Consider the following 19,734-nt stretch of genomic DNA (forward strand, 5'->3'; position numbering starts at 1 on the left):
ACGAATCGTGTGTTCATCGGCTCATTGACGTACAAGATCCGGGCGCGCCCGGGGCGACCAGGTCAGTGCCGCTAGGCCTGCTCGAACTCCTGACGCGCGCGGCCGAGACCGTCGATCTCGAGCTCGACCACGTCACCAGCCCGGAGGTAGGGCTTGTCAGGCAGACCCATCGCGACTCCCGCGGGAGTTCCCGTGTTGATGAGGTCGCCGGGGTTCAGCACCATGAACTGGCTGAGGTACCAGACCACATGGCGGATCCCGAAGATCATGTTCGCGGTGGTGCCGTCCTGGCGCAGCGTGCCGTTCACCCACAGCCGAAGACCCAGCGCCTGCGGATCGGCGACCTCGGACGCGGGCACGAACACCGGTCCGAGCGGGTTGAACGTCTCGCAGCTCTTGCCCTTGTCCCAGGTGCCGCCACGCTCGAGCTGGAACTCGCGCTCCGATACGTCATGCGACAGCACGTAGCCCGCGATGCAGGCGTCGGCGTCCTCGGGCGACTCGAGGTAACGGGCGGTCTCGCCGATCACGACACCGAGCTCCACCTCCCAGTCGGTCTTCGTGGACTGGCGCGGGATGAGCACCCGGTCGTTCGCGCCGACGATGGTGGACGGGTCCTTCATGAAGATCACGGGCTCCGAGGGCGGCTCCGCGCCGGTCTCCTCGGCGTGGTCCCGATAGTTCAGACCGATGCAGACCACCTTGCCCGGGCGTGCGATCGGCGGTCCGACGCGCACACCGGACGTGTCCAGGTCGGGCAGGGTGCCGTTGTCCACCGCCGATCGCGCCGCCGTAACTCCCCCGCCGGCGAAGAACTCCCCGGAGATGTCGGATGTTACCGACCGGAGGTCGTAGGTGCGCCCGTCCACCTCCACACAGGGGATCTCTTCGCCGATGCTTCCGAGTCGAACGAACGTGAACGTCATGGGTCTCCTTAGAGGTGGGGTGGATCGGTGGGACGGGACGGCCGCATCTACCCTGCGGAACGGCTCGAGGCGCGGCGCGATCCGCTCGGGCGCACGCGGTACCTCCGAGTGCGCGTCGGCACGGCTTCTACTGTGCTGGCATCCCCCGGGCGTGTCAATGCAATGATCCGATGACCGGCACATGCATCGACCCCCGTCCGTACACTTGCTGCATGACCGACCGGCGCGACCCCCCAACCCCTCGGTCGAACCCCGACGCACCGGAACCGGCGTCGACGCAGACGCCGCGCACGATGTCCCGTTCCAGCACAGCCGGCGGCGGGTCGCAAACCGACGTGGTGCTGCGCGGTATCAAGCGGATGATTACCGGTGGACAGCTCGGGCCGGGCGCCCGTCTCCCCATCGAGAAGGACCTCGCGATCGAGTTCGGCGTGTCCCGCGGATCGCTCCGCGAGGGCGTCCGGGCGCTCTGCATCATGGGCGTTCTGGAGACGCGCCAGGGCGACGGCACGTACGTCACCTCGCTCGACTCCGACCTCCTCCTCGCGCCGATGAGTTTCATGGTCGACCTGCAGGCGCCCGGCGAGCAGCACCACCTGCACGCGGTGCGCCGTGTTCTCGAGTCGGAGGCTGCGGCACGCGCTGCGCTCACGATCAGCGAGGAGGACCTCGACGAGGCCGCCCGCATCCTCGACCGGGTCGAACCGCTCGTGCTCACGGAGGGCACCATCGATCACGAGGCGGTGATGGACGCCGACCTGGCGTTCCACCGCATCATCGGTCACGCCTCGGGCAACTCCGCCCTCGCCGCCCTCATCGACGCGCTCGGGAGCCGCACCGTGCGCGCCCGCATGTGGCTCGCAATGCAGCGCGAAGCGCAGGTGCGCACGGCGTATCGCGAGCACGTGACCATCCTCCGCGCGCTGCAGGCGCGGGACCCCGACCGCGCCCGCCTGCTGATGGGCGCACACCTCCTCGCCATCGAGGATTCCGTGCATCACGCGCCGGAGATCGGCCTCGATCCCGACCAGTAGGACCCCTCGGGGAACGCGTATGTGTCGATCGACGACTCGAACATCTCCGCGCTGTAGCCGGGTGCCGTCGGCAGCACATAGGCGCCGTTCCGCACGACCACCGGGTCGACGAAGTGCTCGTGCAGGTGGTCGACGTACTCGGTGACGCGATTCTCGAGCGTCCCCGACACCGCCACGTAGTCGAACACCGACAGGTGCTGCACCAGCTCGCAGAGCCCCACACCGCCGGCGTGCGGGCAGACCGGCACGCCGAACTTCTTCGCCAGCAGATACACGGAGAGCACCTCGTTCACGCTGCCGAGCCGGGCCGCGTCCAGTTGGCAGAAGTCGAGCGCCTCGGCCTGGAACATCTGCTTGAACAGCACCCGGTTCATGCCGTGCTCGCCGGATGCGACACCGATCGGCGCGACGGCCCGACGAATGGCGGCGTGACCGAGCACGTCGTCGGGGCTCGTCGGCTCCTCGATCCACAGCGGTTCGAAGCGCGCGAGCTCACTCACCCATTCGATGGCCTCGGGCACGTCCCACACCTGATTGGCGTCGATCATGAGCTTCAGATCGTCCCCGATGACCTCGCGGGCGATGGTCAGCCGGCGGATGTCGCTCTCGAGGTCCGCGCCGACTTTGAGCTTGATGTGGCTGTATCCCGCGTCGACCGCCTCCTGGCAGAGGCGGCGCAGCTTGTCGTCGGAGTAGCCGAGCCAACCAGCACTCGTGGTGTAACAGGGGTACCCGCTCGACTCCAGCTCCGCGATCCGGTCCGCGCGGGTCGGCTCGAGCTCGGTGAGGAGGTCGACGGCCTCCTCCCGGGTGAGCGCATCGGAGAGGTAACGCAGGTCGGCGGCATCCGCCAGCTGCTCGGGGGTCATGTCGGTGAGCAAACGCCAGAGCGGCACTCCGGCGCGCCGTGCCGCGAGGTCCCACACCGCGTTCATCACGGCCGCGAGGGCGAGGTGGATCACCCCTTTGTCGGGACCCACCCAGCGCAGCTGCGAGTCGCTCTGGAGTTCGCGGTAGATGCCGCCGAGGTCGCTCACCAGGGTCTCGACGTCGCGCCCGACCAGCGGAAGCGCCCGCAGCCGTGCAGCCTCGGCGCACAGGTCGTTGCCGCGCCCGATCGTGAAGGTGAAGCCGTAACCCGACAGCTCCGGGTCGTCGGTCGTGATCCGGACGTAGGCGGCCGAGTAGTCGGCGTCCGCGTTCATCGCGTCGGAGCCGTCCATCGTCAGCGACGTGGGAAAGCGCACATCGCTGACCGTGACGGCGGTGATGACGGTCATCGCGCCACCTGCCCGTCGCCGTCGTCGATGCGCGGGAAGCCCTCGGGGATCAGGCCCGCCGCGGCGAGGTCCGTCCACACCCCGACGGGCACGCGTGCGCCGAAGCGGGCCAGATTGCTCTCCACTTCGGCAGCCGAGTGCGCGCCGACCAGCACGGAGATGACGGTCGGCGAGTTCAGCGGGTAATCGAGAGCCGCCTCGGGCAGCGTCGCGCCGTGGATCTCGCAGATGTCCGCGATCTGGTTGGCTCGCTCGAGGAGCTCGGCGGGCGCGGGTGCGTAGTTGTACCTGGCCTCGGCGGAGGGCCGCTCCGAGCCGAGCAGGCCGCTGTTGTACGCACCGCCGGCCACGATGCGCACGCCCCGCTCGGTGGCGAGGGGCAGCAGCTCGTCCAGCGCCTCGGAGTTCACGAGGGTGAGGCGACCCGCGCACAGCACGACGTCGATGTCGACCTCGCGGATGAATCGTGCCAGCATCGCGGTCTGGTTCATGCCCGCGCCGACCGCCCGCACCACGCCCTCGTCCCGCAGGGCGATGAGTGCCGGCAGCGCCTCCGCCACCGCCTGGTCGCCGAAGTCGTCGGGATCGTGCAGGTAGGCGATATCGATGCGGTCGAGGTCGAGCCGCTCGAGGCTCTCCTCGATCGATCGGCGCACGCCGTCGGCCGTGAGGTCCCACTCCCGGCGGGGGTCGGCCGGTACCGCGAAGTTCTCAGGGTCGGTCTGCGACGCGGTTTCGGGGGACGGCACCAGCAGCCGCCCCACCTTCGTGGACAGCACGTACTCGTCGCGGGGCCTGTCGCGCAGCGCGTCGCCGAGTCGCCGCTCGGAGAGCCCGACGCCGTAGTGCGGCGCGGTGTCGAAGTAGCGGATGCCGCCGTCCCAGGCCGCATCGACGACCGCGGTGGCCTCCTCGTCGGTGATGCTGCGGAACAGGTTGCCGAGCTGGGCGGTTCCGAGCCCGAGCTCGGTCACCTCCACGCCGCGTGCCGTTGTGCGAGTGTGCATGACGTCCCTTCGTTGCGCGCCGACACCGGAAAACGACACCGCCGCTCGAAAAGGTTAGATCAATTCACGGCTCTCTGCCCCGGCCGGTGCACGGAGAACCCGACCGCGTCGGCACCGCACGCGCGCGTCCGCTCCGTGCCGGTGCGCCGGACCCGATCAGCGGAGGAACAGCTCGATGACGGGCACGGCGACGTCCGGGCGACGCACGGGCAGGGTGAGTGTGAGGGTGCCCTCGGGCTGTCCGCCCATGCCCGTATTCTGCGCCGGTGTCGACGGATCGATCTCCCGCATGCCGATCTCCGACGCATCGCCCAGCAGTTGTGCGTACGCCACGCGCCCGGCGAGTCCGGGCAGGTGCACGTGCTCGAACGGCCACGCGAAGAGGTGCAGGTAGAGCCGATCCCCGCGTTGCGTGTACCTGGCGTCCGGCGGCGGTGCGAACGCGGCGGCACCGGCACCGTAGATGGAACGGGAGTGCAGGCGCATCCACTCCCCGATGGCGGCGAGGGACGCGGTCGCCACGGGGTCGAACGTGCCGCGGGCCGTCGGCCCCACGTTGAGCAGCAGGTTGCCGTTCTTCGACACGCCGTCGACGAGCATCCGCACCAGGAGGTCGGGAGACTTGATGTTCGCATTGTCACGGAAGTAGCCCCAGCTGCCATTGAGCGTCTGGCATGCCTCCCACAGCACCTCCGAGCCGTCGACCGTCATCGGGCCGGACGGCTGGTACTGCTCCGGGGTGACGAAGTCTCCGGGGATGCCGAGCCGGTCGTTCACCAGGATTCCGGGCTGCAGCTCCCGGGTGAGCGCGAGCAGGTCGGACGACCCCCAGTCGTCGGGCCCCTTGCCGCCCTCGATCGACGAGTGCGGGTCATCGGCGTAGGAGAAGTCGTAGAAGAAGTAGTCGATGCGGCCGTAGTTCGTGAGCAGCTCCCGTACCTGACCGTGCAGGTACTCGCGATAGCGGGCGATGTCCCGCCCCGCGTTGCGCTCGGCCACGTCGGGCGCGTCCCGCTCGGGATGGTGGCCGTCGATCGGGAAGTCCGGGTGGTGCCAGTCGAGCAGCGAGTGGTAGAACCCCACCTTCAGCCCCGCGGCTCGCACCGCCTCCACGAACGGCGCGATCAGGTCGCGGCCGTACGGGGTGTTGCGCGCCGTGTAGTCGGTGAGTGCGGAGTCCCACAGGCAGAATCCCTCGTGGTGCTTCGTCGTGATCACCACGTACTTCATGCCGGCATCCTTCGCGGCGCGCGCCCACGCCACGGGGTCGTACAGGTCGGGGTCGAAGTAGTCCGTGTACCTGGCGTAGGTCTCGCCGTCGATGCGCTCGAAACTGGCCACCCACTCGTGCCGCGCCGGAAGCGCGTACAGGCCCCAGTGCAGGAACAGCCCGAGTCGAGCCTCGGAGAACCAGCTCGCGAATTCGGTGGAGCGTGCGGAATCGGTGGTCATCGTGTTCCCCGGTCGTCGTCGTTCGGTCGCGTGGCTCCAGTCTGCCCGGCCGCCTCGTCGGGCGCAGCGCGCCCTCCTTGCCCGCCTTCGGCTGAGGTGTTAGTCATACAGGATGGGCAGAATCACCGTTCGACGTCGGGTCACCCGCCTGACGGTGGGCTCACGGCCGAGCGTGCGGGACGATGTGCTCGCCGTGGAGGAACCGCTCGAGATCCGGGTCGGCGGAACCTCGCTGGCGATCACGATGCGCACGCCGGGTCACGACTTCGACCTCGCGGCGGGATTCCTCGTCTCCGAGGGGGTCATCCGCTCGGGGCATCAATTCGCAGCGGCACGGTACTGCGCGGGGGCGACCGACGAGGGTCTCAACACCTACAACGTTCTCGATGTCACGCTCGCCCCGGGGGTAGCGCCGCCCGATCCCAGCCTCGAACGCGCCTTCTTCACGACGAGCTCCTGCGGCCTGTGCGGCAAGGCGAGCATCGACGCCGTACGCACCACCACCGCGTACGAGGTTGCGACGGACGCCCTCGACGTGGATGCCGCGCTCCTCGCGACCCTCCCCGGCCGGCTGCGGGCCGGTCAGGACGTGTTCGAGAAGACCGGCGGACTGCACGCCGCCGCGCTGTTCGACGGGGGAACGGGCGAACTGCTCGTGCTGCGCGAGGACGTGGGTCGGCATAACGCGGTGGACAAGGTGATCGGCTGGGCCGTGAAGGAGGACCGGTTGCCGCTACGGGGCACCGTGCTGATGGTGTCGGGACGCGCGAGCTTCGAGCTGACGCAGAAGGCGTCGATGGCGGGCATCCCCCTCCTCGCCGCCGTCTCGGCGCCCTCGTCCCTCGCGGTGGAACTGGCGGACGAGATCGGGATGACGATCGTCGGGTTCCTCCGCGGGGACTCGATGGTGATCTACACGCGGGCCGATCGGATCACGGAGAAGCACGACGAAGAGCGGGACGCGCTGTCCGCAGGTGCGGGACGAGGAAGAGGAACAGCATGACGGAGAAGGCCCCGATCGGCGACGTGACCGACGACAACATCACGGTCGGCAAGCCGAAGGACTGGGCCGCGGGGGTGCCCGGGGTGGCCAAGTCGCTCGAGTACGCGTTCAGCTCGATGGGCGTGCCGCGGTCGCTCACGCTGCTCACCTCGCTCAACCAGAAGGACGGCTTCGACTGCATGAGCTGCGCCTGGCCCGATCCGGACCACCGCAAGGTCGCCGAGTTCTGCGAGAACGGCGCGAAAGCCGTGGCCTGGGAGGCGACGCAGCTCACGGTGCCCACGAGCTTCTGGTCGGAGCACTCGATCGATGACCTGCTCGAGAAGTCGGAGTACTGGCTCGGCATGCAGGGCCGGCTCGTGGAGCCCGTTTACAAGCCGGCGGACACGAACCACTACGAGCCGATCAGCTGGGAACGCGCCTTCGAGATTCTCGCCGGCAAGCTCAACGGCCTCGATTCCCCCGACCAGGCCGCGTTCTACACCAGCGGACGCACCGCCAACGAGACGGCGTTCGCCTACCAGCTGTTCGTGCGGGCGTTCGGCACCAACAACCTGCCGGATTGCTCGAACATGTGCCACGAGTCCACGGGTGCTGCCATGGGCGAGACGCTGGGTGTCGGCAAGTCGACGATCTCCTACGACGACTTCGAGAAGTCCGATCTCATCATCATCATGGGTCAGAACCCCGGCACGAATCACCCGCGCATGCTCACCGCGCTCGAGGAGGCCAAGCGCAACGGTGCCAGCATCGTCTCCGTCAACCCGATGCCGGAGGCGGGCCTCAAGCGGTACAAGAATCCGCAGACGGTGCGGGGCATCCTCGGCCGGGGAACCGAGCTGGCCGACCAGTACCTCCAGATCCGGCTGGGCGGTGACATGGCGCTGATGCAGGCGGTGTCGAAGCGGGTGCTCGACGCGGAGGACGCGGCACCGGGCACCGTGCTCGACGCCGAATTCCTCGACCGGTACTGCGAGGGTCTCGACGACCTGCGGGAGCACCTCTCGTCGCTCGACGAGCAGGCCGTGCTCGACGCGACCGGACTGACCGTCGCCGAGATCGACGAGCTGGCCGAGCGCTACCTCGCGGCGGACCGGGTGATCATCAGCTGGGCCATGGGTCTCACGCAACACAAAAAAGCCGTCGCGACCATCAAGGAGGTCGTCAATCTGCTGCTCCTCCGCGGCAACATCGGCAAGCCGGGCGCCGGAGCGTCGCCCATGCGCGGACACAGCAACGTGCAGGGCGACCGAACGATGGGCATCTGGGAGAAGATGCCCCGCTCGTTCATGGAGGCCCTGCAGAACGAGTTCGGGTTCGATGTGCCCGCCAAGGACGGCGTGGACAGCATCCAGGGCATTCGCGCGATGCAGCGCGGCGAGATCAAGGTCTGGTTCGCCCTCGGAGGCAACCTCGTCGCGGCGATCTCCGACACCGGCGCCGCCGAGGCGGCCATGCGCGGTACGGAGATGACGGTGCAGGTGTCGACCAAGCTGAATCGGTCGCACGCGGTCATCGGAACCGAGGCCCTCATCCTGCCGACCATGGGCCGCACCGAGATCGACGTGCAGGCATCCGGCCCGCAGTTCGTCTCGGTGGAGGACACGGTGTGCGACGTGCACGCGTCGCACGGCAAGATCGACCCTGTGGCACCGGGTCTGCTGTCGGAGATCTCGATCGTCACCCGTCTCGCGCGCGCCGTGCTCGGTGACCGGGTACCCGTGGACTGGGCGGGCTTCGAGCGGAACTACGACACCATCCGCGATCACATCTCCCGCGTGGTGCCGGGGTGCGCGGACTACAACGAGCGCGTCCGTCGGCCCGGCGGGTTCACGCTGCCGAACGGCCCACGCGATTCGCGTCGCTTCGACACGGCGACCGGCAAGGCTCGCCTCACGGTCAACGAACTGGAGCACATCGAGCGGCCGAAGGGCCGGCTGCTGCTGCAGACCCTCCGCGCGCACGACCAGTTCAACACCACGATCTACAGCCAGAACGACCGGTATCGGGGAATCAAGCAGGGCCGCAACGTGGTGTTCATCTCGCCCGACGACCTGGCGGAACTCGGACTGTCGGACGGGCAGTCGGTGGACATCTTCAGTGAGTGGCCGGGCCAACCCGACCGGGTGCTGCGCAAGTTCCGGGCGGTGTCGTACCCCACCGCCCGAGGATGCGCCGCCGCATACTTCCCCGAGGCGAACGTGCTCGTGCCGCTCGACAGCGCATCTGAGCACAGCAACACCCCGGTGTCGAAGTCGATCCTGGTGCGCATCGAACCCGCCGAGGTGCGCGAGGGCGTGCCGGCGTAGCAGCGAGCGCGCGCGGCGAAGGCCGCCGCCCCGACGGGTGCGACGGCCTTCGATGATCCGGGTGACGGCAGGTGCTAGACCTGCACGGCTCCGATCTGCTGCAGGATGCCGAGCTGGTCGGTAGCGCCCCAGCGCTCGACGAGCTTGCCGTTCTCGAAGCGGCCGATCTGGATGCCGCGCACCGAGATCGACTTGCCGGTGGGCTCGATGCCCATCAACGGGCCGTCGTGGGTGCCGGTGATGGTGAGGGCCACCACCACGTTGTCGTCGTCCGCCACGAGGGTCTCGGGCGACAGCGCCGCATCCGGGAATGCCGTGAGGAACTCGGTCCAGAACTGCTTGATGCCCTCGACTCCCGCGGCCTGCCCGGGCGCCGGGTCGTGGTCGACGACGTTGGTGTCGAACACCTCGTCGAGGTGTTCGATGTCACGGTTGGTGAGCAGCTCGCCGAGCCGCTCCTGGGCCTTCACATTCTGTTCTCTAGTCATACTTCTCCCGGGTTCGATGGGGGCGTGCCCGATTCCGGCACCCTTCAGGCTTACCACGGTCGGCCCTCACGAGCCGAAGGCCGCCGCAGCGCGGGGGCCGCGTCAGTACAGTGTGCACAGCCGACAGAGGCGCAGAGCCCAGAAGGAACACCGACACGGAGGCCGCTCGTGAGCGAGGAACGCCGCAAGGAACTCGGGGACAACGACGCGCCGGTCGAGGAGGCGCTCGAGAAGTCGTTCGACAACACCGTCACCGAAGGCGCGGAACGCCTGCACCGCACCTTCCGCGCGATGCTCATCACCGGACTGTTCGGCGGCTTCGAGGTGGGCGTGGGCGTCATGGCGTTCCTCGCCGTGCTCGACGCCACCGACAATCACCTGCTCGCCGGCCTCGCCTTCAGCATCGGCTTCATCGCCCTGTACCTCGCCCACAGCGAGCTGTTCACCGAGGACTTCCTCATGCCCATCGCCGCGGTCGTGTCGCGCGAGGCGAGCGTGCTGCAGCTGGTCAAGCTGTGGGGTGGCACCCTGTTGGCGAACCTCATCGGCGGTTGGGTCTTCATGTGGCTGGTGATGACCGCCTTCCCCGAGTGGACGGCCACCATCACCGAGGCCGCCGAACACTTCGTGGACGCGCCCTTCTCGCTGCAGAGCGTGGTGCTGGCGGTGCTCGGCGGCAGCACCATCACGCTGATGACGCGGATGCAGCAGGGCACCGAATCCGACGTGGCCAAGATCGTCGCCGCGGTGGCCGGCGGTTTCCTGCTGGCCGGGTTGCAGCTGTTCCACTCCGTGCTCGACTCGCTGCTCATCTTCGGCGCGATCCATGCCGGTGCGACGATCACGTACGGCGAATGGCTTGGCTGGTTCGGTTACACCCTGCTGTTCAACATGCTCGGCGGCATCCTGCTGGTCACCACACTGCGTCTGGTGCGCACCAAGGAGCTGGTCGAGGATCGGCGTCGGAAGTCGCCCGCGGATCCCGACGCCGCGCACGGCGACTGATCGCCGGCACTGCCCACCGCGGCCGTCAGTGCAGGTGCTCGAGGGCGCGTCCGAATCGCTCCCGGAACTCCGACAGCTCGGCGTCGCCCACGATCAGCGGTGGCGCGATGCGGAGGCTCGTAGCGTTGGGGGCGTTGAGAATGAGCCCCTCGTGCATGGCCGCCGCGGCGATCCGTGCCGCTGCGGGCTCGGCGAGGCCGACCCCGATGAGGAGACCACGACCGCGCACCTCGCGGATCAGCGGCGAATCGAAGGCGCTGAGGATGCCGCGCAGCTCCGCCCCGCGGCGCTCGGCGTTCGCGACCAGCCCGGCGGTCTCGATTTCGTCGAGCACGGCGTTCGCGGAGGCGGTCGCGAGCGGGTTGCCGCCGAAGGTGCTGCCGTGCTGGCCCTTCTGGAGCAGGTCGGACGCGGCCTCGAAGGTCACGAGGGCACCGATGGGCACACCGCCGGCCAGGCCCTTGGCGATGGTGATGGCGTCGGGCACGATGCCGTAGTGCTCGTAGGCGAACCACCGGCCGGTGCGGCCGATGCCGGTCTGGATCTCGTCGAGGATGAGCAGAGCGCCGAACCGCTCGGTCAGCTCGCGGGCGCGGGCGAGGTATCCCTCGGGCAGCTCGACCACACCGGCCTCGCCCTTGATCGGTTCGAGCAGCACGGCGGCGACGGTGTCGTCCATCGCCTCCTCGAGCGCCTCGATGGTGCTCTCGAGGTGTTCGACGCCCGACGGCACCGGCTCGAACGGCGCCTTCATCTCGGGCTGGCCGGTCAATGCCATCGCGGCCATGGTGCGGCCGTGGAACGACCCGGAGAGGGTGAGGATGCGGGTGCGCTTCCCCGACGCGTTGTTGCGCCGGGCGAGTTTGAAAGCCGCCTCGTTCGCCTCGGCGCCGGAGTTGCCGAAGTACACCCGGCCTTTCTCCCCCGCCCCGGTGAGCCGACGGAGCCGTTCCGCCAACTCGATCTGGTGCGGGGTGGCGAAGTAGTTCGACACGTGCGCGAGCGTGGCGATCTGCCGGCTCACCGCGGCCACGAGGGCCGGGTGCGCGTGCCCGAGCGAGTTGACGGCGATGCCCGCGAGGAAGTCGAGGTATCGCTTGCCCGTGCTGTCCTCCACCCAGCATCCATTTCCGCGCACCAGCATCGCGAGGGGCGGCGGGGCCGAGCGCATCATGGCGGCGCTGAAGCGGTCCGGCCAGGGGGTGACCTCGGCGTGCGCCTCGACCTGTTCGTGAACCGTGGTGTCAGTCACCGGATACGACCTCCGTTCCTATGCCGCTGCCGGTGAAGATCTCGAGCAGGATCGAGTGCGGCACCCGACCGTCGATGATGGCCGCCTTCGGCACCCCGCCGTCCACGGCCTCGAGGCACGCGGTCATCTTGGGGATCATGCCCGACTCGAGCCGGGGCAGCAGTGCCCGTAGTTCCGTGGCGTCGATCTCGGACACGAGCGAGCCGCGGTCGGGCCAGTTCCGGTAGAGGCCGGCCACGTCGGTGAGGATCACGAGCTTGGCCGCGCCGAGGGCGACGGCGAGCGACGCCGCGGCCGAGTCGGCGTTGACGTTCAGGGACACCGCCGGGTCGTCGATGTCGGGAGCGATCGAGGAGACGACGGGGATGCGTCCCGCCGCGAGTTGGGCGAGCACCGAGGCGGGATCCACCTCGACCACGTCGCCGACGAGCCCGAGGTCGACCTGCTCACCGTCCACGACGGTGCCGCGGCGCCGCCCGCGGAACAGGCCCGCGTCTTCGCCCGAGATGCCCGCCGCGAGCGGACCGTGCTCGTTGATCCGGCTGACGATCGTTCGGCTCACCTGGCCGGTGAGCACCATCCGCACCACGTCCATGGCTTCGGGCGTGGTGACGCGGTAACCGCCGCGGAACTCGCTCGGGATGGCGAGGCGATCGAGCATGGCCGAGATCTGCGGCCCACCGCCGTGCACGACGACGGGACGGATGCCCGCGTAACGCAGGTAGACGATGTCCTCGGCGAAGGCGCGGGTGAGTTCCTCGCTCACCATGGCGTTCCCACCGAACTTGACCACGATGATCTCGTCGTGGAACCGCTTGAGCCAGGGCAGCGCCTCGATGAGCGTTGCGGCCTTCTCCCCCGCCTCGGCGCGGTTCTCGGCGCCGTCGTCGTCCTGCTGCGTCGTCACGGTCAGCTCGCGTAGGCGCTGTTCTCATGCACGTAGTCGTGCGTGAGGTCATTGGTGAGGATCGTCGCCGTGGTGTCGCCCGCATGCAGGTCGATGAGCACGTGCACGGCCCGGGGAGTGAGGTCGACGAGGTCCCTGCTCTCGTGCGGCTCGCCCGCGCGGCACACCTGCACGCCGTTGATGGACACGTCGATGGCGTAGGGGTCGAACACGGCGTCGGTCGTGCCGACGGCGGCGAGAACGCGGCCCCAGTTGGGATCGTTGCCGAATACGGCCGCCTTGAACAGGTTGCTGCGGGCGACCGATCGCCCGGCCACCTCGGCGTCGCGCTCCGACGCGGCGTTCACGACCTCGATGGCGATGTCGTGGCTCGACCCCTCCGCGTCCGCCTGCAGTTGCAGGGCGAGGTCGCGGCACAGCCCGGTCAGGGCGACGGTGAAGTCGTCGATGGCGGGGGAAACGCCGGATGCGCCGGACGCCAGCAGGGTGACCTGATCGTTCGTCGACATGCACCCGTCGCTGTCGAGGCGGTCGAACGACACCCGGGTGGCGGCGCGGAGTGCGGCGTCGAGGATGTCGGCGGGCAGGTCCGCGTCGGTGGTGAGAACGACGAGCATCGTGGCGAGACCGGGCGCGAGCATGCCCGCACCCTTCGCCATGCCGCCGATCGTCCACCCGTCGTCCGAGGTGACCACGGCCTCCTTCGGCCGCGAGTCGGTGGTCATGATGGCCTCCGCGGAGTCGTGTCCTCCGGTCGGGTCGAGCGCTCCGGCGGCCGACTCCACACCGGCGAGCAGGCGGTCGAGCGGGAGCTGTTCGCCGATGAGGCCGGTCGAGCAGACGAGCACGTCTCCGGCGGAGACGCCGAGACGGTCGGCCACGGCCTCCGCGGTGGCGTGAGTCACCTGAAAGCCCTGCGAGCCGGTGTAGCAGTTGGCGCCGCCCGAGTTGAGCACGATGGCCGAGACGCGACCGTCGGCGATCACCTGCTGCGACCAGAGGATGGGGTTCGCCTTGCACCGGTTGCTGGTGAAGACCGCGGTGGCGGCCGAGGCGGGTCCCAGGTTCTGCACGAGGGCGAGGTCCTTCGCGCCGGTGGACTTGAGTCCGGCCACGGTTCCCGCGGCGACGAACCCCTGCGCTGCTGTCACGCTCACGGCGCTACTCCATTCACGGGGAGACCGGTGGTCTCGGGTAGGCCGAGCGCGATGTTCGCCGACTGGATGGCGGCACCCGCGGTGCCCTTGACGAGGTTGTCGAGCACCGTGACGGTGACCACGCGCTGCGCGGCCTCATCGACGGCGAGTCCGACGAGCGCCGTGTTCGCGCCCACGACGTCGGAGGTGCTCGGGAAGACGCCCTCCGGGGTGAGGTGCACGAAGGGTTCGTCGCGATACGCGAATTCCCACGCGGCACGCACGTCGGCCGCTCCGAACCCGGGTTCGAGGCGCGCCGTGGAGGTGGCGAGGATGCCGCGCGCCATCGGCACCAGCACCGGGGTGAACGACACGCTCACCGGCGCACCACCGGCGAGCTCGAGGTTCTGGCGAATCTCCGGGGTGTGCCGGTGCACACCGCCGACCCCGTAGGCGCTGGCAGATCCGAGGATCTCGCTGGCGAGCAGGTTCGTGCGGAGAGCACGGCCGGCCCCCGACGGCCCGACGGCGAGGACCGCCACGAGGTCGTCTCCGCGGATGACGCCCGCTTTCAGCCCCGGTGCGAGGCCGAGGGTGATGGCCGTGACGTTGCATCCGGGCACGGCGATGCGCTTCACTCCGGCGAGCGAGTTGCGCTGGCCGTGCGGGTCGTCCCGGTGCACGAGTTCGGGCAGTCCGTACGTCCACGCGCCGAAGAATTCGCCGCCGTAGAACTCGGCCCAATCCTCCTCGCTGGTGAGCCGGTGATCCGCCCCGCAGTCCACGACGAGGGTGTCGGCGTCGAGCTCGGCGGTCAACGCACCCGACTTGCCGTGCGGCAGGGCGAGGAAGACGATGTCGTGACCGGCGAGCGCTTCCGCCGTGGTCGGCGCGAACGCGAGGTCGCCGTAGCTGCGAAGGTGCGGGTGCACGCTGAGGAGCGGCTCACCGGTCGAGGAGTGCCCGGTGACCGTTCGGACGTCGAAGAGCGGGTGGTCGGCGAGCAACCGGAGCAGCTCCCCGCCCGCATAGCCGCTCGCGCCCGCGACGGCAACCGAAAAAGACATGCATCAAACCTACTGCCGTGCACGCCCTCTGCCGCTCGCGCCTCCCAGTGCCGGCATGGACGCGGCAGCACGGCGCCATCCCGGGTTCACTTGATCCATGACCCGCGATGCGCAGCACACCTCCGACCGCTACGACCTCGATGCCCTGCGGAGCGCGATGCTCTCGGAACGAGGTGGGGAGGTCGACGACAGCATCCCCGAGCTGGCCGCGGCGGATCCCGATGTGTGCGGCATCGCGATCGTCGACCGCGACGGCGACGTGCGCGACACCGAGGACGCCGACCGGGAGTTCTCCATCCAGTCCGCGGTGAAGCCCTTCGTCTACGCGCTCGCCCTCGCGGATGCGGGCGACGACGGGCAAGCGGTGCTCGAGGCGGTCGGCACGGAGCCGACCGGTGAGGCGTTCGACGCGGTGATTCTCGAGAGCGAGACCGGTCGGCCGCCGAACCCCATGGTCAACGCCGGCGCTCTGCTCACGGCCAACCTGGTTTCCGGCAGCACGCCCGACGAGCGGTTCGAGCGCATCCTCGCCGGCATCTCGGCGTTCGCCGGCCACGAGCTCCGCGTGGATGCGGACGTGAGCGAGTCGGAGCAGCTGCTGGGCGACCGCAATCGCGCACTGGGTTATCTCATGCGGTCGCGCGGCACGCTGGGTGTGCCGGTGGACGACGCGATCTCCGTGTACGCCCGCGCCTGCTCGCTCGTCGTCAGCGCCGAGGTGCTCGCGGTGATGGGCGCGACTCTCGCGTTCGGGGGCCGGAATCCCGTCACCGGTGAGCAGGTGGTTCCGGGCTCCGTGGTGACGACCGTGCTGAGTGTGATGGCCACCTGCGGCATGTACGACGGGTCGGGCGGGTGGATGCGCCGCGTGGGCCTGCCCGCGAAGTCGGGCGTCGCGGGAGGTCTGGTCGCGTCGGTGCCGTGGCAGCTCGGCCTCGGTGTCTACAGTCCGCCCCTCGACGAGGTGGGCAACAGCGTGCGCGGCGTGCTGGTGTGCGAACGTCTCTCCGACGACCTCGGTCTGCACGTCTTCGGCCCGCCGCCCGCCTGACTGACGCGGCGGGAGCGACGATCGGGCGCTCCGGCGCGGATGTCCGCCCCGGAGCGCCCGTCCGGAGCGCGCGCCGGAGCGTCCGTCCGGAGTCCCCGGCGGGCGTCCTCGGCGTTACTCGCGCAGCTCGGCTTCGAAGCGTTCCGCCGCGAGCGCCACCGCGGCGGACTTCGACGCGGTGGCCTCGGCGGCGGTCAGGGTGCGGTCGGGCGCCCGGAAGCGCAGGGCGAAGGTGAGGGACTTCTCGCCCTCCTCCACTCCCGCGCCGCGGTAGTCGTCGACGAGCCTGGCGTGCTCGAGGAGCTCTCCGGCTCCCTCCACGATCGTGTCGAGCACGTCCCCGGCGGCGATGACGATGGGCACCACGAGACTCAGGTCCTGCGTCGCGGCGGGCATCGAGACGATCGGTGTCACGACGACATCGCGTCGACCGTGCTCGAGGAGGGCGTCGAGGTCCACCTCGGCGACCGCCACCCCCCGCGGGAGGTCGAGGTCCTGGGCCAGCGTCGGCAGGAGCTCCCCGGCGAATCCGACGGGGATGCGTCCCGCGGGAGTGTCGATGAAGAGTTCGGCGGTGCGCCCAGGGTGCAGAGCCTGGTGCTCGCCCTGAGCGACACGCAGGTCGACGGCGAGCGCCGCGGCCAGCTGTCGCACGGCGGTCACCGCATCCGCGAGCCCGGCGGGTTCGGCGGGCTGGCCGGGCTGCTTTCCGACGGCGTTCCCGGTGACGACGACGCCCACGTGGCGCGGCTGGGCGGGGATGCCGGCGTTCAGCGCGGCCAGCTCCGCATCGCTCGGCAGCGATCCACCGGGCGGGAGCTCGATCGACCCGGACGATGAAGCGGGACCGGCACGGAAGACGAGTCCCACCTCGAAGATCGACAGGTCGGTGAGGCCGCGGGAGATGTTGCGTCGGGCCACGTCGAGCAGTCCGGGCAGCATGGAGGTGCGGAGGTATCGTGCGGCGACGTCGAGCGGGTTCGCAAGTGCAACGGCACTCACATTCGCCAGGTCGTCGCGGGAGGCCGCGCCGAAGGTGTCATTGGCCTCGGCCGAGACGAAGGGGTAGCTCAGCACCTCGGTGGATCCCGCGGCGGCAAGCGCGTCGGCCGCCGCGCGGCGCAGGCGCTGCTCGCGGCTGAGCCCGCGTCCGGGCGGCGCGACCGGCAGCACGGACGGGATGCGGTCGTAGCCGACGATGCGGGCGACCTCTTCCGCCAGGTCGGCGGCGGTGGTGAGGTCGGGTCGCCAGGTGGGCGGTGCGACCCGGAACGCACCGTCGGAGCCGTCGACGCGGGCGCCGATCGCCTCGAGTGTCGAGCGCACCTCGTCGGCGGAGAACTCCACCCCGATCAGCCGGGTCACGTAGTCGACGGGCAGCTCGACGGGGGCGGGGTCCGACGACTCGTCGAACTCGGAACCGAGGGGGTCGGGTGTACCCCCGGCGAGGTCGACCAGGAGGTGCACGACGCGAGCCGCAGCTGCTCGGGCGACGGCCGGATCGACGCCGCGCTCGAACCGCTTGGACGCCTCGCTCGGCAGCTTGTGCCGGCGCGCGGTGCGGGCGATCGACACGGGATCGAAGTTCGCCGCCTCGATGAGCACGGCGGTGGTGGTCGACGTGATCTCGGTAGCCGCGCCGCCCATGACACCGGCGAGGCCGATCGGTCCGGACTCGTCGGTGATGAGCAGGTCCTCGGGGTCTAGGGTGCGGGTCGCGTCGTCGAGCGTCACGAGAGTCTCGCCGGCGCGAGCGCGCCGTACGGTGATGCCCCCGGTGAGTCGGTCGAGGTCGTAGCCGTGGATCGGCTGGCCCAGTTCGAACATCACGTAGTTCGTGATGTCGACGAGCAGGGAGATCGAGCGCACGCCGGCGAGCTTGAGGCGGGCGACCATCCAGGGTGGGGTCGCGCGCGTCGCATCCACGCCGCGGACGGTGCGGGTGATGAACACGCTGCACCCCGAGCGACTCCGGATCGGCGCGTCGTCGGCGACCGTCACCGGGAAGCCCGCGGGGCTGGTTCCCGCCAGGTCGTCGGCGACGCGGTTCACGGGGTCGGTGAACGCCGCTCCGGTGGAGTGCGAGTATTCGCGGGCGATGCCGCGGAGCGAGAACGCGTACCCGCGGTCGGGCGTCACGTTGACCTCGACCGCCTGGTCGTCGAGATGCAGCAGGGCGATCGCATCCGTGCCCACCTCGGGGTCGAGCCCGAGGGTCGAGAGCACGAGGATGCCGGCATGCTCCTCGCCGAGGCCGAGCTCGCGGACGGACGCGACCATGCCGTCGGACACGTGACCGTAGGTCTTCCGCGCGGAGATCGCGAAGGGACCGGGCAGCACGGAGCCGGGCAGGCTCACAACCACCTTGTCCCCCACCTCGAAGTTGTGCGCGCCGCAGACGATTCCGCGCACGTCTGCGCCGCCATCGGCGGCCTCGTGTCCCTCGGGCGCCACTCGGACCTGGCACCAGTTGATCGTCTTGCCGTTGCTCTGCGGCTCGGCCACCGCCTCGAGCACCTGACCGACGACGACGGGTCCGGTCACCTCGAACGCGTGCGAACCCTCCTCCTCGAGGCCCACTCGCACGAGTGCGGCGTGGATGTGCTCGACGGAGGCGTTCTCGGGGAGGTCGACGAACTCGCCGAGCCAGCTGATCGGAATACGCATGCTTAGACCACCATTCCGAACTGCTGCGAGAAGCGGATGTCGCCCTCGACCATGTCGCGCATGTCACTCAGGTCGTTGCGGAACATGAGCGTGCGTTCCGTGCCCATACCGAAGGCGAAGCCGGTGTACTCGTCGGGGTCGATGCCGGCCGATCGGAGCACGTTCGGGTTGACCATGCCGCACCCGCCCCACTCGATCCAGCGCGGGCCGCCCTTGGCCGCGGGGTGCCACACGTCCATCTCGGCGCTCGGCTCCGTGAATGGGAAGTAGTTGGGACGCAGGCGGATTCGCGCGTCGGCGCCGAACATGGCGCGGGCGAAGTGCTCGAGGGTGCCGCGGAGGTGCGCCATGGTGAGGCCTCGGTCGACGGCGATGCCCTCCACCTGGCGGAACACGGGCGTGTGGGTGGCGTCGAGCTCGTCGGTGCGGTACACCCGGCCGGGCGAGATGCGGTACACGGGCAGGTCGCTGTCGAGCAGCGACCGGATCTGCACCGGGGAGGTGTGCGTGCGCAGCACGAGATGGCTCTCCGGCGGCTCGACGAAGAAGGTGTCCTGCATGGCCCGCGCGGGGTGGTCCGCGTCGAAGTTGAGAGCGTCGAAGTTGAACCACTCGCTCTCGAGCTCGGGCCCTTCGCCCTGCTCCCAGCCCATGCCGACGAAGATGTCGACGATGCGCTCCTCGAGCATCAGCAGCGGATGGCGCGCGCCCGGTGTCCAGCGGGAGGGCAGCGCCGTCACGTCCACGGTCTCGGCGGCGAGCTGCGCCGTGGCCTCGGCCTCGGCGATGTCGGTCTCCCGGGCCGCGAGAGCCTGGGCGACGCGCGCGCGAGCCTGGCCGACGAGCTTGCCCGCGGCGGCCTTCTGGTCCTTCGGCAGGTCGCGGAGGCCGGCGTTCAGCCGGGCGAGGGCCGAGCCCTCCCCGACGTGCGCGGCTCGTGCGGCGCGGAGGGCGGTGGAATCGGTGACCGACGAGATCGCCGTGAGTGCGGCATCCACCGCCGATGCGACATCGGATCCGGAGATCACAGTGGTATCAGACACAACTAGGGAGTTTACCGGCCGCCTTCGGCCGGTGCGGGCGCCGTGCCGCGGAACGCCGACGGGAACCGGCACACAGGAAAACGGCACCCGTCGAACCTGGCGCCCGT

16 protein-coding genes are annotated in these 19,734 nt (G+C 69.7%); 5 read left to right on the forward strand and 11 right to left on the reverse strand.

Going from position 1 to position 19,734, the window contains the following annotated elements; genetic code table 11:
* Positions 1-71 precede the first annotated feature (71 nt).
* Positions 72-926, reverse strand: a complete 855-nt coding sequence (locus tag EY822_RS01450; protein ID WP_150306642.1) for a fumarylacetoacetate hydrolase family protein — start codon at positions 924-926, stop codon at positions 72-74.
* Between the two features lie 212 nt (positions 927-1,138).
* Here EY822_RS01450 and EY822_RS01455 point away from each other — a divergent pair, with 212 nt between their 5' ends.
* Complete coding sequence (locus EY822_RS01455) at positions 1,139-1,960, forward strand: FadR/GntR family transcriptional regulator (RefSeq protein WP_227496935.1); 822 nt, start codon at positions 1,139-1,141, stop codon at positions 1,958-1,960.
* On the opposite strand, the gene EY822_RS01460 is transcribed toward EY822_RS01455, so the two are convergent.
* From EY822_RS01460 to EY822_RS01470, 3 genes are all read right to left on the reverse strand, one after another.
* Positions 1,924-3,240 carry an L-fuconate dehydratase gene (locus EY822_RS01460; RefSeq protein ID WP_150306643.1) on the reverse strand — a complete coding sequence of 439 codons (1,317 nt, stop codon included), beginning with the start codon at positions 3,238-3,240 and terminating at the stop codon, positions 1,924-1,926. The two genes, EY822_RS01455 and EY822_RS01460, sit on opposite strands and share 37 nt — an antisense overlap.
* A complete protein-coding gene (locus EY822_RS01465) occupies positions 3,237-4,247 on the reverse strand; it encodes an aldo/keto reductase (RefSeq protein ID WP_150306644.1) in 1,011 nt (336 codons plus the stop codon). The genes EY822_RS01460 and EY822_RS01465 overlap by 4 nt, the downstream gene beginning before the upstream one ends.
* A gap of 156 nt (positions 4,248-4,403) precedes the next feature.
* On the reverse strand, positions 4,404-5,699 hold the full coding sequence (locus EY822_RS01470) for an alpha-L-fucosidase (RefSeq protein ID WP_150306645.1): 1,296 nt from the start codon (positions 5,697-5,699) through the stop codon (positions 4,404-4,406).
* A 112-nt stretch (positions 5,700-5,811) separates the two neighbouring features.
* Here EY822_RS01470 and fdhD point away from each other — a divergent pair, with 112 nt between their 5' ends.
* Both fdhD and EY822_RS01480 read left to right on the forward strand, forming a co-directional pair.
* Positions 5,812-6,702, forward strand: coding sequence for a formate dehydrogenase accessory sulfurtransferase FdhD (gene fdhD, locus EY822_RS01475; RefSeq protein ID WP_150306646.1), 891 nt, complete (start codon positions 5,812-5,814; stop codon positions 6,700-6,702).
* Positions 6,699-9,011 (forward strand): FdhF/YdeP family oxidoreductase, encoded by a 2,313-nt coding sequence (locus EY822_RS01480; RefSeq protein WP_150306647.1) that lies wholly within the window; start codon positions 6,699-6,701, stop codon positions 9,009-9,011. Before fdhD ends, EY822_RS01480 begins: the two co-directional genes overlap by 4 nt.
* A 74-nt stretch (positions 9,012-9,085) precedes the next feature.
* On the opposite strand, the gene EY822_RS01485 is transcribed toward EY822_RS01480, so the two are convergent.
* On the reverse strand, positions 9,086-9,499 hold the full coding sequence (locus EY822_RS01485; RefSeq protein WP_150306648.1) for an ester cyclase: 414 nt from the start codon (positions 9,497-9,499) through the stop codon (positions 9,086-9,088).
* Positions 9,500-9,667: 168 nt separating this feature from the next.
* Here EY822_RS01485 and EY822_RS01490 point away from each other — a divergent pair, with 168 nt between their 5' ends.
* A complete protein-coding gene (locus EY822_RS01490) occupies positions 9,668-10,504 on the forward strand; it encodes a formate/nitrite transporter family protein (protein WP_150306649.1) in 837 nt (278 codons plus the stop codon).
* Positions 10,505-10,529: 25 nt separating this feature from the next.
* Here EY822_RS01490 and EY822_RS01495 read toward each other — a convergent pair whose 3' ends face one another.
* The 4 genes from EY822_RS01495 to argC all read right to left on the reverse strand — a co-directional run bounded on the left by EY822_RS01495 (position 10,530) and on the right by argC (position 14,866).
* The gene (locus tag EY822_RS01495) at positions 10,530-11,678 is read right to left on the reverse strand and encodes an acetylornithine transaminase (RefSeq protein ID WP_150308707.1); all 1,149 of its coding nucleotides are present in this window, start codon (positions 11,676-11,678) and stop codon (positions 10,530-10,532) included.
* Positions 11,679-11,748: 70 nt separating this feature from the next.
* Positions 11,749-12,663, reverse strand: coding sequence for an acetylglutamate kinase (gene argB, locus EY822_RS01500; protein ID WP_150306650.1), 915 nt, complete (start codon positions 12,661-12,663; stop codon positions 11,749-11,751).
* Positions 12,664-12,665: 2 nt separating this feature from the next.
* A complete protein-coding gene (argJ, locus tag EY822_RS01505) occupies positions 12,666-13,820 on the reverse strand; it encodes a bifunctional glutamate N-acetyltransferase/amino-acid acetyltransferase ArgJ (protein WP_150306651.1) in 1,155 nt (384 codons plus the stop codon).
* Positions 13,817-14,866 carry an N-acetyl-gamma-glutamyl-phosphate reductase gene (gene argC / locus EY822_RS01510; RefSeq protein WP_150306652.1) on the reverse strand — a complete coding sequence of 350 codons (1,050 nt, stop codon included), beginning with the start codon at positions 14,864-14,866 and terminating at the stop codon, positions 13,817-13,819. The genes argJ and argC overlap by 4 nt, the downstream gene beginning before the upstream one ends.
* A gap of 97 nt (positions 14,867-14,963) precedes the next feature.
* On the opposite strand from argC, the gene glsA reads away from it, so the two are divergent.
* Positions 14,964-15,917, forward strand: coding sequence for a glutaminase A (gene glsA / locus EY822_RS01515; RefSeq protein WP_150306653.1), 954 nt, complete (start codon positions 14,964-14,966; stop codon positions 15,915-15,917).
* 114 nt (positions 15,918-16,031) lie between these two features.
* On the opposite strand, the gene pheT is transcribed toward glsA, so the two are convergent.
* Complete coding sequence (gene pheT / locus EY822_RS01520; protein ID WP_150306654.1) at positions 16,032-18,584, reverse strand: phenylalanine--tRNA ligase subunit beta; 2,553 nt, start codon at positions 18,582-18,584, stop codon at positions 16,032-16,034.
* A gap of 2 nt (positions 18,585-18,586) precedes the next feature.
* Positions 18,587-19,627, reverse strand: coding sequence for a phenylalanine--tRNA ligase subunit alpha (gene pheS, locus EY822_RS01525; RefSeq protein ID WP_150306655.1), 1,041 nt, complete (start codon positions 19,625-19,627; stop codon positions 18,587-18,589).
* Between the last annotated feature and the right edge of the window lie 107 nt (positions 19,628-19,734).

Source organism: Planctomonas psychrotolerans, assembly GCF_008642235.1.
GTDB classification, from domain to species: Bacteria; Actinomycetota; Actinomycetes; order Actinomycetales; family Microbacteriaceae; genus Planctomonas; species Planctomonas psychrotolerans.